The organism is Streptomyces sp. NPDC031274 (assembly GCF_055570235.1).
In genome coordinates this window covers 96,740-113,107 of the sequence record NZ_JBVIHP010000025.1, presented here as the reverse complement: position 1 = coordinate 113,107, position 16,368 = coordinate 96,740, and the positions used below count along the sequence as shown (strand labels likewise).

Here is a 16,368-nt window from a genome sequence, read left to right as displayed (position 1 = left end):
AAACAAAGACCACCAACACACCCCCCCCCCCCCCCCCCCCCCCCCCCCCCCCCCCCCCCCCCCCCCCCCCCCCCCCCCGGCCCATCGGTGGTGGTGGCTCAGAGCCCCCTGCGCGGCGCCGGGGGAAGCGCCGCGGGGAACTGCTGGTTCGCCGTGCCGTGCTGCTCGTGGCCGTAGCGGGTGACGTGCAGTTGGCTGAAGGTGTTGTACCGCGGTTCGTTCCGGTCACCGGCCCGGTGCATGCCGTACGGCGCGCCGCCGAACGAGGTGAACCCCAGATCCTCCTCGCCGGACCGGTCTCCCGGAAGGGCCTTGAACGACCTGCGGTACTCCGAGTAGAGCGCGTCGTAGATCGGCGTGGCCGAGTGGGCGGCCCCCGTGTCCTGCGACGAGCGCATGGAGGGAATGGGGGTCTGGTACGCCGGCCGGGGGCGGGAGGGGTCGTATGTGTGCACGTATGTGCCAACGACCCCATGCCCGTACGGATGCGGGGGCCGCGCCGCTTTCACGGAGCGCCGGGAGCGTGAGCGGCGCGGCCCCCGCGGGCTCAGGTGCCGGCGAGCGGCATCGCGGCCGCGACCAGACGACCGTGTGCCGCCGCCTTGTCCAGGGCGTCGCGCATCAGGTCCTCGCGGTGCTGGCGGCCGATGGAGCCGACCGGCGCCGCGAACAGGAGCACCGTCTGCAGTTTGTTGGCCGCGGCCCGCCAGGCGTCGGTGACCTGGAGCGGGTGGTGGGCCTGCCACCAGGCGACGGGGGCCCCGCCGCCGGTGCCGGGCTGGAGCACGGCGTGCAGCTGACCCGCGGCGAGCAGCACCGACCAGCCGTGCAGCACCGGCGGTACGCCGTCGAGCGAGGCCACCGGCGAGAAGCCCTGCTCGACCAGGAGCTGCAGGAAGTTGTCGCCGCCGGGCTCGGTGCCGGGGCGAGCGATGGCTCCGGTCGGCTCGACGACGAGCGCGGGCCGCAGCTCGCCCTCGATGAGGACGAGACCGCTGGTCACGCCGAGAACCGCCTGGTCGGGCGCTGCCTCACCGGGACCGGGACCGGGGCCGGGGTATCCGGCGAGGCCGGTGCCGTCCTCGCCGGTGATCGAGCGCACGGCGCCCTGCAACTGCTCCTCGGAGACCTGGACGATCTGGGAGGGCAGGCAGGTGGCGTGGGCGAAGGCGAGCACGGCGGTCTCGTCGCCGATGAACAGGACCGTGCTGGTGCGTTCCTGTTCGGTGTCGCCCGGGGTGCGGCAGGACGTGCAGTCGTAACTGCCCGGGGCGTTCTCTCCGGCCAGCAGCCGGTCGGCTTCTTCGTCGCCGATCTCGGCGCGTACGTCGTCGCCGACGTCGAGCATGCGCGGCACGGGTGGCTCCTCGGAATCGTTGCGTGCGGACCGGGGGTGCCCGGCTCATAAGAAGACAACGGGCGATCAGTGGTGCAAGTCACGCGCGAAGGCGAACGGAATCGAACCATCCACAGCGGAGGGTGAGTTGTCCGGCGGAATCCGTCACTCCGTACCAACGCGTTCTACGTACAAGGAAGTTGGAGTGGTGAGCTGGGTCACATGCTTCAGGGGCGGCAGGTCGACAAACCATGAAATCGGTGAATTTAATGGGCGGCCTGAATTCGCCGATACTCCAGGTAACCGCCTGCTGGCCTGGAGTGACGGTGGGTTGGTTGATGCCGGGGCGAGCAGGCGCCTAGATTCCACCGCCGTGTGCAGCGAGCACCGCTCGGGTACGTCCGCCGGCCGCACCAGCCAGCTCAAGCACCGCGGCACGAAAGTGCCGCACTCCGGCGGACAGGATGAGCGGGCCTTCGGCGTCAGATGCGCCAGGAGGCCCGGCACATCTGGGGGATCCCGAGTCCTTCGAGAGGGATATTCATGTCCGCACGTCCCAAGTGCGTTCGCAGGACAGCAGTGATCGGCGGAGCGGCGTTGCTCGCCCCGCTGGGACTGCTCACCGCCACCGGCCAGGCCGGAGCGGCGGACAGCGGAGTGTGGGATCGCATCGCTCAGTGCGAGAGCGGCGGAAACTGGAGTATCAACACCGGGAACGGCTACTACGGAGGACTGCAGTTCTCCGCGTCCACCTGGCGGGCGTACGGCGGAGGAGCCTATGCGGCGACCGCCGACAACGCGTCCAAGGCGCAGCAGATCGCTGTCGCCGCGAAGGTCCAGCGCGCTCAGGGGTGGGGCGCCTGGCCCAGTTGCTCGGCGCGTGCGGGTGCGTCCGGCGGCGCGCCGGGGGCGGCAGCGGCTCCAGCGGCCCCCAAGGCGGCCAAGGCCCCCAGGACTGCCAAGGCCCCCAAGGCGGCCGAACCGCGGGCCGTCAAGCCGCAGAGGCGGGCGCCGAGTCATGTCAACCGTGGCTCCAGTCGCGGTGACTACACCGTTCGGCAGGGGGACACCCTGAGCCGGATCGCAGCGGCGCACGGCGTCAGCTGGCACAAGGTGTACGCCGCCAACAAGGCGGTCGTCGGCGGGAATCCGCATGTGATCCTGCCCGGGCAGCGGCTCGACCTCTGAGTTCTCCCCCTCAGGGGCGCGGTCCCGCTCGGTCGGCCGACCGGGTGGGACCGCGCCCGTGGCGGCGCGGCACGGCTCCCCGCCATGGCGGGGCTGCCTAGCGTGGGCGGATGTACCCGATGCCGATCAAGAGTCTCCGGTCGCTGTGGCCCGCTGGTTCGGCCGCTCTGGTCGTCGCCGCGGTCTCCTCGCTGCTGCTTCCGGCATCCGCGTCCGCTGCTCCGACACCGCCCCTGCCGGCGCCCCGGCTCGCCGTCGCGGCGTACGACTGCTCCCGCACCGAGGGGCCCTGGAACTGCCTCGCGCAGTGCGAGAGCAGCGGCCGGTGGCACGTGAACACCGGGAACGGCTTCTACGGAGGGCTGCAGTTCTATCAGCCCACGTGGGAGGCGCACGGCGGTCTCAAGTACGCGCCGCGCGCGGACCTCGCCACCAAGAAGGAGCAGATCAAGGTCGCCGAGGAGGTGCTGCGCACCCAGGGGTGGAAGGCGTGGCCCGTGTGCTCGAAGAAGATCCCCAAGGAGATCCGGGACGGCCGCGTCGTCGTGCACGTCGTGAAGGCGGGCGAGACGTTGAGCTCCATCGCCCGGCGCTACAAGGTCAAGGGCGGCTGGCAGGCGCTGTATCGAGCCAACCGGAAGGCTGTGGGGAGCGAGCCCGGACGGCTGGATGTCGGCACGAAGCTGGTCATCTGGAAGAAGGCTGTTCCCGAGAAGGCCCCTCCGAAGAAGACCGCCCCGAAGAAGACCGCTCCGAAAAAGGCTGTTCCGGAGCAAGCAGCTCCGTCGGAGGCCGCTCCGTCGAAGGCCGCTCCGACGATGGCTACCCCGTCGGAGGCTGCTCCATCGAAGTCCCCTTCATCGAAGCCCGCTCCGTCGAAGTCCGCTCCGGAAAAGGTCATCGCGAAGTAGGCCGCTCGGACCGCCTCCGTCGGCCGAGTTCGCTCGCCTCGCCGCTGAACACGACCGCGCCACGGCGCAGTCGGTGTACCACCACTGCCGTCGGGCCCGCGTGTTCTCGCAGACCGGACGGCAGTCGCTGTTCCGCCGTCAGGACACAGGCGTGCGCGCTCAGGCCGACGAGAAGGTCGTACGTCCGGGACGCGACGGCTGGGGACATGCCCTGGGTGGGCTCGTCGATGAGGATCACTCGGGCGTGGGCCGTCAGGAGGGCGCGGGAGAGGGCGAGCATGCGTTGCTCGCCGCCGGAGAGGGTGCCTGCCCGGCGGGGGAGCAGGGGGCGCAGCTCGGGGTACGCGTCCAGGGCCGGGGTGATGTCGGCCTTCGCCTCGCGGCTGGACAGGTCGAGGTTCTCGTCGACGGTGAGGTGGCCGAACACGGCTGGTCCGTCCGGTACGAAGCACAGGCCCCGCTTCGCGCGTGCGTGCGCGGTGAGCCGGGTGACGTCCGTTCCGTCCCAGGTGACGGTGCCGGTGGCGAGGGGGGCCGTGCCGGCCAGGGCGCGCAGAGCTGTGGTGCGGCCCGAGCCGTTGCGGCCCAGGAGGACGGTGAGGCCGGGGGACGGGGCGGCGATGCTCACGCCGTGCAGGGCCTCCAGGGGGCCGTAGCGGACGCGGGCCTCGTGGAGCTGGATGCCGGTTTTCATGGGGTCACCCTGTGGAGCACTTCGTTGGGCGGGCCCGACGTGATGATGCGGCCCGCAGCCATGACGTGGACGGTGTCGGCGAGGTTCGCGACCAGGTCGATGTCGTGCTCGACCACCAGGAGCGCCATGCCGTCGGCGGCGAGGGCCCGCAGGACGCGGGCCAGGGCGGCCACTTCGGCGGTGTCCAGACCTGCCGCCGGTTCGTCAAGGAGCAGCGTGTGCGGTCGGCCCGCCAGGGCTCTGGCCAGTTCTACGCGTCTGAGGGTGCCGGTGGGGAGGTCCGCTGCGGGGTGGTGGCGGGTCGCGTCGTGGTGGAGGGAGAGGAGGCGGAGGGACTGGGCGGTGGCTGCGGGGTCCGGGACTCGGCCCTGTTCCGCGCCTACTTGGACGTTCTCCGTGATGGTCAGCGACGGGAAGACCGCCAGTTGCTGGAATGTGCGGGCCACGCCCAGGCGGGTCCGGGCGTGGGCGGGGGTGCGGGTGATGTCCCGGCCGTCGAAGGTGATGCGGCCCGAATCGGGGCGCAGGGTGCCTGCCAGGCAGTGGAAGAGGGTGCTCTTGCCGGCGCCGTTGGGGCCTACTACGGCGGTGATGTGGCCGGGAGGCACGGAGAGATCCACACGATCCAGGGCGGTGAAGCCGTCGTAGGTGGCGGTGATGTGGTGGGCGGTGAGCCGCGAACCGTGCTCCGGGCGGACATACCGAACCGTCCCCTCGGGTCGGATCGGCGCCTGCGGCCCGGTACAACGCTTTTCCGAGCTCTGGTTTTCCGCCTGCTTGTTCTGGGCCTGCTCGCTCCCCACCGGCTCGACGCGGGGTATTCGGGCGGGCGGGTGCGAAGGAGAGGCCAGGGCAGTGCGGGCACGCGTGCCCAGGGGCGTCAGGGCGGGGCGGCGGTTCAAGCTCGCGGTAGCCGCACGCAGTGCCTCGTACGGGCCCCCGGGAAAGCGCCCCACCAGCACCGCGAGGACACCGATCACCGCTGCGGCCACGCCACCCCGTGTGCCCGCGTCCAGGCCCACAAGCAGCGCCGCCGCGACCAGCGAGCCCAGCAAGCTGTCGGCGCCGAGAACCACCACCGCCGCGAACCAGAGAAGCCCCCGCACGGGGTCGTACGCGGCGGGGTCGAAGGCCCGTAGCCCCATGCCCAGCATCCCGCCCCCCAGCGCGGCGAGCGCCGCCCCTGCCACGAAGGCCGTGAGTTTCAGGGTGCGCACCGGCACCCCCGCCGCGCCCGCCCCCGCCTCGTGGTCCCGCATCGCGGCCAGCGCACGCCCCATGCGGCCCCGGCGCATACCGGCCGCGAAGAGCAACGCCGCCGCGAGCAGGACCAGTTCGAGGACGTAGTACGCGCGGTCACTGTCGAAGCCCGCCGGACGGTCCAGGGCCAGGCCCGACGTCGCGTACGGCTGAGCGAAGACGAAGCGGCTGACGCCGACGCCGACGGCGAACGTCGCCAGGGCGAGCGCGAGGCCGCGGCGGCGCAACGCGGGCCAGCCGGTGAGGAGGCCGAGGGGCGCCACGAGCAGGACGGCCAGGGCCAGGGCGGGGAGGTGGGGGAGTTCGGGCAGGCCCGGGAAGCGGCCCGCCGTCAGGAGCGCCGTGAAGAGCGCGCCTAGACCCGCGTACGCCGCCTGGCCCAGGGAGATCTGGCCGCCTCTGCCGGTGACGATCACCAGGGAGAGGAGGATGACGGCCAGGGCAGGGACCTGGACCGAGGTGGTCAGGTCCGAGCCCGCGAAGCCGAGCGGTATGAGGAAGAGGACCGCCGCCACGATCCACGCGCCCGGTGGCGTCGGAACGCGCGCCGTCGCCGTGCGCGGAAGCGTGGTCTGCGAGCCGATGCCCGGGAGCACGAGGGCCGCGATCAACAGGGCCACCACGAAGAGGTTCGCTCCCACTGCCTGGAGGAGGGGCTCCGCCCAGCCCGACGAGGGGTGCAGGCGGGTCAGTTGGCTCTGGGCCACGCCGACGCCGAGCGCCACCACCACCGCGACCAGCATGCTCCGCATGCGCGCCGCCACCGCGACGGCCACCACCTCCATGACCAGGAGCGGCATGCCGTACGGATCGAGGCGTACGAAAGGGGCGAGCAGTACGCCGGTGAGGCCGGCCGTGAACGCGCCGAAGGCCCAGCCCGCCGACGCCACCCGGTCCGCGTCGATGCCGCCGAGGACGGCGAGGGGCCGGTTGTCGACCACCGCCCGCAGTTCGCTGCCGAAGCGGGTCCAGCGGGTGACCGCCCAGACCGAGGCGGCGAGGACGACCGTCACCCCCAACTGGGCCCAGGGGTCCGCAGGTACGAGGGTCGGTGCGTCCGCCTTCGCGCCCGGGCCCCAGATCAGCGCGGCGCCTCCGACCAGGAGGACGAAGACGCCGATGGACGCCACCAAGGTCTGGGCCGGATCGCCGCCCAGGACCGACAACGGGCGGAACACCGCCCTCTCCAGGAGCAGACCGATGGCCGGGGCGACGAGAAGGAGCGTGAACGCCGTGGCGAGGGGCAGCGGCCAGTGCCACTCCGCCGTCAGCTGGCGCAGGACGTACGCGCAGACCATCGCGATCGCGCCGTGCGCGAGGTTGAGGACGCCGGTCGCGCGGTACGTGACGATCAGGCCGATGCCGGTGAGGGCGGCCGCGCTGCCGACCGCGAGCCCGGCAAGGGTCAGGTCGTAGCTCAGGGAGGCCACCGGGTCATCGCTCCGGCGACGGGGTGCTGGGGGACGGCTGCGGTTCGCAGATGGGGCACGGGCTCAGGTCACCGGTCGCGAGGACGTGGGCGTCCGCGGGGACCGCCTCCGGTTTCCCCGCCACCAGGGGGCAGTCCGCCCGGTGCCAGAGGGTCCCGCCGGGGATCACCAGGAGGTCGCCGCTCGTCGCCACCGCGGCCGGGGACGCCGTGGTGGCCGGAGGCGAGCCCGCCGTCACCAGGAGCTCGTACAGCTCCTCCACGCGGGCCGTGGCCAGAACGCTCCTGCCGTGGACGAAGAGCACGGCCCCGGCGATGATCAGTGCCGCCCCCGGCACCGTGCACGACGCCAGATACGGGAGCTGCCGCTCGGCGAAGCGTTCGCCGGACACGCCGTACCAGCCGATCACACAGAGCACCGCACCGGTGGCGAGGGCGGCGAAGGCCGCCCAGAGGACGGGGCGCACCGCGCTGAGCCGAGCCGAACGAGCTGTCTGATCCGGTCGAGCCGCCCGCATAAGGGCCCCCTGGAACACGTCAGTCACGTCAATGGGCTGTCCATGTCAGTCAATGGATTGCACTATGCCTTCTGGAAGCTGACCCTGAAAGCTCCGGGCCCTGACGGCTCGGCCGATACCCGGCGGTGAACCAGATGGTTCTCTGGACAAGGCCCAGGCGAGGGAGCGATATCAGGCGGGGAAGGGTGCGGAGCGCGGCGATGGCGGCTGCCGCGGTCCTGCTCGTCGCTCCGGCCGCCGCGGCGTGCGGCGACGACAGCGGCGGTGGCGGCGAGAGCGATCCGCCCAAGCCGTCCGCCGCGCAATCGACCAAGGACGTTCCCTCGGACGCCGCGAGTGCGACCGCCACCGCGCCCTCGGATCCCACGGCGGCTGAGAAACAGGTCAAGAAGAACTTCGAGAAGTTCTTCGACCCCGCCGTCCCCGTGAAGGAGAAGGAGGCCGTCCTCGAGAACGGGTCGAAGATGCGGGGCGTCCTGGAGAGCTTCAGCGGCGACAAACGCGGCACGCAGGTCAGCGCCGACGTCACCAAGGTCGAGTTCAGCTCGGCGACCGAGGCGGACGTGACGTACGCACTGAAGCTGAAGGGTGCCACCGCGCTGCCCGACGCCTCGGGCACCTCCGTCAACCAGGACGACACCTGGAAGGTGTCCGTCAAGACTCTCTGCGCACTGGTGAAGCTGAGCGGCAATGAGTCGCCCGGCCCGGGCTGTTGAGGGCCTGGCCCCAGCCATAGCCGCGCTGCTCGTGGCGGTGGCGGTGGCGGTGGCCGGGTGCGGCAGCCGGCTCCCCGAGAGCGACTTCGAGGGGCGGAGCACGGCGCCCGCCCCGGCCGGGGCGCCGATCCGGGTCGGCGTCATCACCAGTGCGACGAGCCCCGTCGGCGGCTCCGCCTTCACCGGGCCGCGCGACGGGGCCGAGGCGTACTTCGAGCGGCTGAACGCGCGCGGCGGGATCGACGGGCGCAAGGTCGAGGTGCGGACGTGCGACGACGGCGGCAGTGGCGTCGGCAACAACGAATGCGTGGACAAGCTCCTCGACGAGGAGCACGTCGTCGCGCTCGTCGCGACCAGCTCCCTCGACTACGCCGGGGCGTCCCGCGTCTCCCGCGCGGGCGTGCCCGACGTCGGCGGGCAGCCGATCGGGTCCGCGTACGACACCTATCCGCATCTCTACGGGATCTACGGCAGCCTCGCCCCACGGAACGGGAAGCCGGGCTGGGGCGGCAAGCTGGTCGGCGGGACCGAGGTCTACCGCTACTTCAAGCGGGAGCGGGGCGCACGGACCGCCGCCGTCGTCTCCTACAACCAGGCGGCGTCCGCCGCGTACGCCCGTCTCGTCACCCGGGGCCTGAAGGCCGAGGGCTACAAGGTGGTCACCGAGCAGGTCGACTTCGCGCTGCCCAATTTCCGCGCGGCGGCGGCCGACCTGAAGGAGCAGGGCGCCGACCTGGTCTTCGACGCGATGGACACCCACGGCAACGCCCAGCTGTGCGAGGCCATGGACGCGGTCGGAGCGAAGGTGACCGCCAAGGTCACCAACGTCCAGAACTGGACCTCCTCCGTGGCCGACGACTACAAGGACGCACCGCGCTGCCGCAACGCCCTGTGGGTCACCGGGGCGAGCCGCAACTACGAGGACACGGACCATCCGGCCGTACGCGATTTCCGCGACGCCATGAAGGGGCACAAGGTGCTCTCCCAGTGGCAGCTGGAGGGCTGGGCCGCCGCCATGTGGTTCACGGACGCGGCGGAGTCGTGCCGGGGGGACGTCACGCGCGCGTGCGTCGACCGCTTCATGGACCGGGGCAAGTCGTACACCGCGCGGGGGCTGCTGCTCCCGGTGACGTACGAGGAACGAGCCGATCCGCCGGAGACCCGTATGACCTGTATGTCGGTGGCCCGCTGGAGGGACGGTGAGGGGTGGGTCACACAGGGGGACATGAGCAAAAACTGCTTCGACGTGCCGCAGCTCTCCTACCAGCCATGATGCGGATGGGTGGGCGGAAAGTTCCCGAATCGGGGTACCGATGACGCATCGCTTCAGGAACAAGATGATGATGAAACCCAACCCTGTTCCCGTAATACCCGTCTAACCCTGCGGTAGGCGGACGAGAAGGACTGTCCGCGGGGAAGCGTGGGATACGGGGACGCATGCACATCTCTTTCCTTATTCATAACGCGTACGGAATCGGCGGGACGATCCGGACGACGTACAACTTGGCGAACACTCTCGCCGAGCAGCACGACGTCGAGATCGTCTCCGTCTTCCGCCACCGTGACGAGCCCGTCTTCTCGCCTGACTCCCGCGTCAGGCTCAGTCACCTCGTCGACATGCGCAAGGACAGCCCCGGCTACGAGGGGGAGAGCGCCGACGCCCTGCGGCCCGCCCGGACGTTCCCCACCGCGGAAGGCCGCTACGGCCAGTACAACGCCCTCACCGACCGGCGTATCGCCGCGCACCTCTCCTCGCTCAGCTCCGACGTGGTGGTCGGTACGCGGCCCGGCCTGAACGTGCACATCGCCCGTGAGGCGGCGCGCGGCCCGCTGCGGGTCGGCCAGGAGCACCTCACGCTCGACAGCCACTCCAAGGAACTGCGCCGTCAGCTCCGCAGCGTCTATCCCCGCCTCGACGTCCTGACCACGACGACCGAGGCCGACGCCCGCGCCTACCGCCGCATGATGCGACTGCCCGGCGTCCACATCCAGGCCGTGCCCAACCCCGTGCCCGCGCCTGGCATCGAGCCCGCCGACGGCTCCCAGAAGTGGGTCGTCGCGGCGGGGCGGCTCGCCCCCGTCAAGCGGTACGACCTGCTGATACGGGCCTTCGACCAGGTACGCGCCGAGCGCCCCGACTGGCGCCTTCGGATCTACGGCGGCGGCAAGCAGAAGGACAAGCTGCGCGCCCTGATCGATGAGCTCGGCCTCTACAACCACGTCTTCCTGATGGGGCCCGCCCACCCCATCGAGCCCGAGTGGGCCAAGGGCTCCATCGCGGCCGTCACCTCCAGCCTCGAATCCTTCGGCATGACGATCGTCGAGGCGATGCGCTGCGGCCTGCCGGTCGTCGCCACCGACTGCCCGCACGGGCCAGGCGAGATCATCGACAACGGTGTCGACGGGCGCCTCGTCGAGGTCGGCAACCCCGACGCGATCGCGGGCGGCCTGCTCGAACTGATCAACGACGACACGCTGCGCCACCGGATGGCGGGCGCCGCGCTCGAGGACTCCGAGCGCTTCGACCCGGCCCACATCGCCGAGCGCTACGACGCGATGTTCACCGGGATGCTCGCCCGCGGCAGCTCCTTCGGCGGCCGGATGCGCGGCTCACTGCACCGCACCCGTGGGGCGCTGCTCAACGGCGCCTACGCGATACGGGACATCGGACACGGGGTTCCGACCAGCGGCATACAGACGAAAGGATTCACCGCATGACGGCCTTGGCCACCCCGGACGCCTCATCGCCCTGCGACACCGGTGCCGATCAGGACGTCCCCGCGGCACCGCGCGCCGACTGCATCGCCGATTCCGCGGGCGGTCTGACCTTCGACGTCACCGACCCCGGTGGCGAGGGCGCCGCCTACCTCCTGCTGCGCCGCCGTGATGCCGCGTCCACCGACGAGGACGTGCGCCTGCCGCTGTCCCCGGCCGCCGACGGCAGGCTGCGGGCCGCGCTGCCCAGCAGCGTCGAGCTGGCCGAGGGACGCTGGAACGCCTACGCGGAGGTCGGGGGCGGCACACCGCGCCGCCTCGCGCCCGGCGTGAACGACCTGCGCTCCCTCGTCGACCGCGCCCCCAGCGGGGCCCGCGCCTACATCGCCGTCCGCATCCCGTACGCGACCAAGCAGGGCAACCTCTCCGTACGCAGCTGGCTGCGCGCCCCGCACGCCGAGATCGGCGAGCTGAGGATCGACGGCACGTCGGTGAGCGCGCAGGGCCGCGTGTACGGCACCGCGCTGACCGGCACCGCATACGCCGAGGCGTCCCTGCGCGCCGAGCCCGAGCGCATCGAGCGCTACGAACTCGCCGCGGACGGCGTGGAGTTCAGCTTCACCCTGCACTGTGACGTGCTCGCCGAGAGCGGCCCGGGTCCCTGGGACCTCTGGCTGCGCCCCGCGGGGGACAGCGGGCCGCGGGTCCGGCTCGCCCGGCTCCTGGACGACGTACCGGACAAGAAGCAGATCTTCACCTACCCGTCGGTGCGGCTCGACACCGCGGCGCACGGCCCGCTGGACGCGGGGGCGTACTACACGAACGACAACGACCTCTCGGTGCGGATCCGCGAGACGGACGCGATCGAGGACTGACGCCATCGAGGGCTGACGCCATCGGGGACTGGCGCCATCGAGGGCTGACGCCATCGCGGACCGTGGCTGTCCGCGACGCCGGGCACAATCAGCCTCATGTTGGAGACCTCCGCACGACTGCTCCGCTTGCTCTCGCTCCTGCAGGCCCACCGTGACTGGTCGGGCGCGGACCTGGCCGACCGGCTCGGCGTCACCCCACGCACCGTGCGGCGCGACGTGGACCGGCTCCGCGAGCTCGGCTACCCCGTCAACGCGAGCCCCGGCACGGGCGGCGGCTACCAGCTCGGCGCGGGAGCCGAGCTGCCGCCGCTGCTCCTGGACGACGACGAGGCGGTCGCGGTGGCCGTCGGTCTGCGCACCGCGGCCGGACAGGGCATCGAGGGCATCGGCGAGACCTCCGTACGCGCCCTGACCAAGCTGGAGCAGGTCCTGCCGAGCAGGCTGCGGCGCCGGGTCGGCGCGCTGACGGCGTTCACCGTGCCGATGTTCCGGACTCCGCAGCAGCAGGCCGTGGACCCCTCGGTCCTGACCGAGCTCGCCCACGCCTGCCGGGACTCGGAGCGCGTGCGCTTCGACTACCGCGACCACGGCGGCAGTCCGACCCGCCGCACCGTCGAACCGCACCGCCTCGTCTGCACCGAGCGCCGCTGGTACCTGGTCGCCTGGGACGTCGAGCGGGACGACTGGCGGACCTTCCGCGCGGACCGCGTCACGCCGAGGCCGCCGCACGGACCGCGCTTCGCCCCCCGCACCCCGCCCGCCGACGATCTCGCCGCCTACGTCTCCCAGGGCATCTCCACGCGCGCGTACGCCGCCCAGGCGGTGTTCCGGCTCCTGGTGCCCCTGGAGGAGGCGGCCCAGCGGGTCACCCCGTCCGACGGCACCCTTGAGGCCGAGACCGGGCACAGCTGTCTGCTGCGCACGGGCGCCACGAGTCTGGACGTCATGGTGATCCATGTGCTGCTGATGGGCTTCGAGTTCGAGGTGGTCGAACCGACGGACCTCACCGAGCGGCTCAGCTCGGCGCGGGACCTCCTGAGCCGGGCCCTGGACCGGGGTGTTCGGTCTGCGGATCCGGGTGCTGTGTCCCCGGCGGCTGGAACGCCGCGTACTCAGGGTGGTGCAGATCGAACGCCGGGGACTCGGAGCGGATCCGGGGCAGCGTGACGAAGTTGTGGCGCGGCGCCGGGCAGGCGGTGGCCCACTCCAGGGAGCGGCCGAAGCCCCAGGGGTCGTCGACGTCGACCTTCTTGCCGTACTTGGCGGTCTTCCAGATGTTGTAGAGGAACGGCAGCGTGGACATGCCGAGCAGGAACGCCCCGATGGACGAGACGGTGTTGAGCAGCGTGAAGCCGTCCGCTGCCAGATAGTCCGCGTAACGCCGTGGCATGCCCTCCGCGCCCAGCCAGTGCTGGACGAGGAACGTGGTGTGGAAGCCGACGAAGAGCGTCCAGAAGTGGATCTTGCCGAGCCGTTCGTCGAGCATCTTCCCGGTGAGCTTCGGCCACCAGAAGTAGAAGCCGCCGAAGGTCGCGAAGACGACGGTGCCGAACACGACGTAATGGAAGTGCGCCACGACGAAGTACGAGTCGGTGACGTGGAAGTCGAGCGGTGGCGAGGCCAGGATGACGCCGGTGAGCCCGCCGAAGAGGAAGCTCACCAGGAAGCCGATGGCCCACAGCATCGGTGTCTCGAACGACAGCGAGCCCTTGAGCATCGTCCCCGTCCAGTTGAAGAACTTCACGCCGGTGGGGATCGCGATGAGGAAGGACATGAAGGAGAAGAAGGGCAGGAGCACCGCGCCCGTCGCGAACATGTGGTGCGCCCATACGACGACCGAGAGCCCGGTGATGGCCATCGTCGCGCCGATCAGGGGCAGATAGCCGAAGATCGGCTTCCTGCTGAACACCGGGATGATCTCGGAGATGATCCCGAAGAACGGCAGCGCGATGATGTAGACCTCCGGATGCCCGAAGAACCAGAAGAGGTGCTGCCACAGCAGCGCACCGCCGTTCTCCGGGGCGAAGACCATGGATCCGAAGCGCCGGTCCGCCTCCAGGACGAGCAGCGCGGCGGCGAGGACCGGGAACGCGAGCAGGACCAGGATCGAGGTGAACAGGACGTTCCAGGTGAAGACGGGCATCCGGAACATCGTCATCCCGGGCGCCCGCATCCCGATGATGGTCGTCAGGAAGTTCACCGAGCCGAGGATCGTGCCGAACCCGGAGAGCGCGAGCCCCATGATCCACAGGTCGGCGCCGATCCCCGGCGAGCGCTCCATGCTGTTCAGCGGCGCGTAGGCGAACCAGCCGAAGTTGGCCGGGCCGCCCGGCACCAGGAGCGAGCCGAGCACCATCAGGCCGCCGAAGAGGAACAGCCAGTACGAGAGCATGTTGAGCCGCGGGAAGGCGACGTCGGGCGCGCCGATCTGCAGCGGCATGATCTCGTTGGCGAAGCCCGCGAAGGTGGGCGTCGCGAAGAGCAGCAGCATGATCGTGCCGTGCATGGTGAACGCCTGGTTGAACTGCTCGTTCGTCATCAGCTGCAGGCCCGGCCGGGCGAGTTCGGCCCGCATCATCATGGCCATCACGCCCGCGACGAGGAAGAACGCGAAGGCCGTGATCAGGTACAGGTGACCGATCTTCTTGTGGTCCGTGGTGGTCAGCCAGTCCACGAGGATCCGGCCCGGGCTCGCCTGCCGGACGGGTCGCGCCTGTGGTGCCTCGGTCTCGGTCCCCATACGCCCGCCCCTTCTCCGTCGCGCACCGTAGGCCTGCCAGCGGGGGCCATGATGCTCGCGTCCCCCGGACTCCGACAGGGGGCGTACGAGCCGCTGTGCTGGAACCGTGAATTCCTTATGCGCTGTCACATCCCCTGGAGCGTCCAGGATTCGGGAATTGCGGGGGGAGTGAAAAGGTGCTCGGGCCACCTTTCGGCCGGGCCGTAACGGTCGTTTCCGGTCACCGCCGACAGGCTCGCGGTAAATGCGGGAATCACGTCTGAACAAGTCCGGAACCGCCCGTACGTGTGACGGAGTTAAGAGGAAACGGGCGTCGTGATCCTGTGACAAAAGCGTGACCGGAGAGGGACCGGTGACCCATGGTGTCCGGCTACGGCCTTCCCCGGCCGGGCCACGCCGCCTACCGTGGCGGTCATGGCACCTATTCCGACCCCTCCCGCCGAACCCCAGGACAGCTTGGACGCCTATGTGGGCCTCGCGGCCGAGGGCGCCGAGCAGCAGGCCCGCGAGCGCGGCTGGTCCCCTGTCAGGTCGCTGCCGCCGGGCGCGATGATCACCATGGAGTACCTCGCGGGGCGGCTCAACTTCGAGGTCAAGGAAGGCGTCGTGACCCGCTGCTGGAAGGGCTGACCCTCTGGCGCGTACGGCGCGGACAAGCAACACGTACGGCGCGGACGAGCAACGCGTACGGCGCGGACGAGCAAGCAGACAGGCGAAAGGCCCCGGTTCCGAGACGGAACCGGGGCCTTCGCGATGCGGGGGATGGGTTGTGCGTACCGACCCCCGCTGCCTTGGGGCTAGCCGCCCGCCACCGGGCGGGCCGGCGTGGAGGCGCGTGAGGCGCGCTCGGAGTGCGGCGGGCGGCGGCTGCCCGCCGGGGTGACCGGGCTGCGCTCGGAGCGCGGTGTGTGCGGGCCCGGTGCGAGGTGGGAGCGCGCGGGGCGCGGGACGCCGACCGGCTCGCGGACCTGGGGCTCGTCGGCCGGCACGGAGGCGGCCTGCGGCGACATCGCGGGCACCGGGGTGGCCGGGGCCGGGACACCTGCGCCCGCACGGCGGTCGCGCCAGAGGTCCCGCACGCTGAAGATCCAGCCCTCGACCCGGGTGAGCAGCGGCTCCACCCAGGGCAGCGCGAGCAGGACGAGCAGACCGGCGGCCCAGCCGAGGAAGACGTCGCTCAGCCAGTGCGTGCCGAGGTACACGGTGGTCAGGCCGACGCTCAGGGAGACCACGGCCGAGAGCGCCGAGAGGTAGCGCCGGGTGCGCGGGGTGGAGGCCATGTAGGCCAGGATTCCCCAGGTCACCACGGCATTGGCGGTGTGACCCGAGGGGAATATATCGCCGCCGAGACCCATCTCGCTGGCGCCGATCGTGGTGGCGTAGTGGGGTCCGAGGCGGCCCATGCCGATCTTGGCGGCGCCGACCGTGACGTTCAGGAGCAGCAGCGCCGCACCGAACGTCAGGAGCGGGCGGATGGTGTGCTGACGCCAGGAGCGCCAGCCGAGCCAGGCCGCGACCATCACGGCCGTCGGGCCGCGCTGGCCGAGGACCACCCAGTAGTCGAGGAAGGCGTGGATCTCGGGCCACTGCTGGTAGGGCCGGAAGAACATGACCTGCCAGTCGAACCGCACGAGCCACGTCGTGGCGAGCACGGCGACCACGATGGCGAGGTAGAAGGCCAGGGTCGCGCTGAAGAGCACGATCCGGTGCCTGCTCATCCTCGGTACATCGAGGCCGGCCGGTCGTTCCGGTTCACGGTCGAGACGGGCGAAGACCCGATCCAGACGGGTGAGGTTTCGTTCGGTACGCACCCAATCGACGTTACAGCGAGTGAGTGCGCGACTAGGCCGAATCAGTGGCTTTGTGATGACGATGTGATGTGGCATTCCTCTCAGGCAGGGGTTTATTCCTGTGGATTCCTTATTCGGCCACGAGCTCCTTACTTAATTTGTTGATCATTAGTGGGACGGTTTTATGGCGCTTATG

Annotated in this window: 14 protein-coding genes and 1 pseudogene; 8 read left to right on the top strand and 7 right to left on the bottom strand. The window is 70.9% G+C overall.

Features of this window, described 5'->3' with window-relative positions; all coding sequences use genetic code 11:
- Nucleotides 1-98: 98 nt before the first annotated feature.
- Together ACZ5CR_RS33195 and ACZ5CR_RS33190 are read right to left on the bottom strand one after the other, a co-directional pair.
- Complete coding sequence (locus tag ACZ5CR_RS33195; RefSeq protein WP_468864356.1) at nucleotides 99-398, bottom strand: hypothetical protein; 300 nt, start codon at nucleotides 396-398, stop codon at nucleotides 99-101.
- Nucleotides 399-547: 149 nt separating this feature from the next.
- Nucleotides 548-1,357, bottom strand: a complete 810-nt coding sequence (locus tag ACZ5CR_RS33190) for a hypothetical protein (RefSeq protein WP_468864354.1) — start codon at nucleotides 1,355-1,357, stop codon at nucleotides 548-550.
- Between the two features lie 522 nt (nucleotides 1,358-1,879).
- Between ACZ5CR_RS33190 and ACZ5CR_RS33185 the strand changes: the two genes are divergently transcribed.
- Together ACZ5CR_RS33185 and ACZ5CR_RS33180 are read left to right on the top strand one after the other, a co-directional pair.
- Entirely contained in the window at nucleotides 1,880-2,524 is a 645-nt protein-coding gene (locus tag ACZ5CR_RS33185; RefSeq protein WP_468864352.1) for a LysM peptidoglycan-binding domain-containing protein, read from the top strand.
- Between the two features lie 119 nt (nucleotides 2,525-2,643).
- Complete coding sequence (locus tag ACZ5CR_RS33180) at nucleotides 2,644-3,435, top strand: LysM peptidoglycan-binding domain-containing protein (RefSeq protein WP_468864350.1); 792 nt, start codon at nucleotides 2,644-2,646, stop codon at nucleotides 3,433-3,435.
- On the opposite strand, the gene ACZ5CR_RS33175 is transcribed toward ACZ5CR_RS33180, so the two are convergent.
- Genes ACZ5CR_RS33175 through ACZ5CR_RS33165 form a run of 3 tightly spaced genes read right to left on the bottom strand, consistent with a single transcriptional unit; the run spans nucleotide 3,422 to nucleotide 7,336 of the window.
- Entirely contained in the window at nucleotides 3,422-4,129 is a 708-nt protein-coding gene (locus tag ACZ5CR_RS33175) for an ATP-binding cassette domain-containing protein (protein ID WP_468864347.1), read from the bottom strand. The genes ACZ5CR_RS33180 and ACZ5CR_RS33175 overlap by 14 nt on opposite strands.
- On the bottom strand, nucleotides 4,126-6,819 hold the full coding sequence (locus tag ACZ5CR_RS33170; RefSeq protein WP_468864345.1) for an ABC transporter permease subunit: 2,694 nt from the start codon (nucleotides 6,817-6,819) through the stop codon (nucleotides 4,126-4,128). Before ACZ5CR_RS33170 ends, ACZ5CR_RS33175 begins: the two co-directional genes overlap by 4 nt.
- A 4-nt stretch (nucleotides 6,820-6,823) precedes the next feature.
- Nucleotides 6,824-7,336, bottom strand: coding sequence for a hypothetical protein (locus tag ACZ5CR_RS33165; protein ID WP_468864435.1), 513 nt, complete (start codon nucleotides 7,334-7,336; stop codon nucleotides 6,824-6,826).
- 134 nt (nucleotides 7,337-7,470) lie between these two features.
- Between ACZ5CR_RS33165 and ACZ5CR_RS33160 the strand changes: the two genes are divergently transcribed.
- From ACZ5CR_RS33160 to ACZ5CR_RS33140, 5 genes are all read left to right on the top strand, one after another.
- Nucleotides 7,471-8,052, top strand: a complete 582-nt coding sequence (locus tag ACZ5CR_RS33160; protein ID WP_468864343.1) for an MTB12 C-terminal domain-containing protein — start codon at nucleotides 7,471-7,473, stop codon at nucleotides 8,050-8,052.
- Nucleotides 8,027-9,325 (top strand): ABC transporter substrate-binding protein, encoded by a 1,299-nt coding sequence (locus ACZ5CR_RS33155; RefSeq protein ID WP_468864340.1) that lies wholly within the window; start codon nucleotides 8,027-8,029, stop codon nucleotides 9,323-9,325. The genes ACZ5CR_RS33160 and ACZ5CR_RS33155 overlap by 26 nt, the downstream gene beginning before the upstream one ends.
- 164 nt (nucleotides 9,326-9,489) lie before the next feature.
- Nucleotides 9,490-10,770: a glycosyltransferase family 4 protein gene (locus ACZ5CR_RS33150; RefSeq protein ID WP_468864338.1), complete on the top strand. Its 1,281-nt coding sequence runs from the start codon at nucleotides 9,490-9,492 to the stop codon at nucleotides 10,768-10,770.
- Nucleotides 10,767-11,642, top strand: coding sequence for a hypothetical protein (locus tag ACZ5CR_RS33145; RefSeq protein ID WP_468864336.1), 876 nt, complete (start codon nucleotides 10,767-10,769; stop codon nucleotides 11,640-11,642). The genes ACZ5CR_RS33150 and ACZ5CR_RS33145 overlap by 4 nt, the downstream gene beginning before the upstream one ends.
- A 96-nt stretch (nucleotides 11,643-11,738) precedes the next feature.
- Nucleotides 11,739-12,809, top strand: a complete 1,071-nt coding sequence (locus ACZ5CR_RS33140) for a helix-turn-helix transcriptional regulator (protein ID WP_468864333.1) — start codon at nucleotides 11,739-11,741, stop codon at nucleotides 12,807-12,809.
- Nucleotide 12,810: 1 nt separating this feature from the next.
- Here ACZ5CR_RS33140 and ctaD read toward each other — a convergent pair.
- Nucleotides 12,811-14,382, bottom strand: a pseudogene (gene ctaD / locus ACZ5CR_RS33135) (aa3-type cytochrome oxidase subunit I); the annotation flags it as partial.
- A 414-nt stretch (nucleotides 14,383-14,796) separates the two neighbouring features.
- Here ctaD and ACZ5CR_RS33130 point away from each other — a divergent pair.
- A complete protein-coding gene (locus tag ACZ5CR_RS33130) occupies nucleotides 14,797-15,012 on the top strand; it encodes an I78 family peptidase inhibitor (RefSeq protein ID WP_468864330.1) in 216 nt (71 codons plus the stop codon).
- A 167-nt stretch (nucleotides 15,013-15,179) separates the two neighbouring features.
- Here ACZ5CR_RS33130 and ACZ5CR_RS33125 read toward each other — a convergent pair whose 3' ends face one another.
- The gene (locus ACZ5CR_RS33125) at nucleotides 15,180-16,193 is read right to left on the bottom strand and encodes a phosphatase PAP2 family protein (RefSeq protein WP_468864328.1); all 1,014 of its coding nucleotides are present in this window, start codon (nucleotides 16,191-16,193) and stop codon (nucleotides 15,180-15,182) included.
- Between the last annotated feature and the right edge of the window lie 175 nt (nucleotides 16,194-16,368).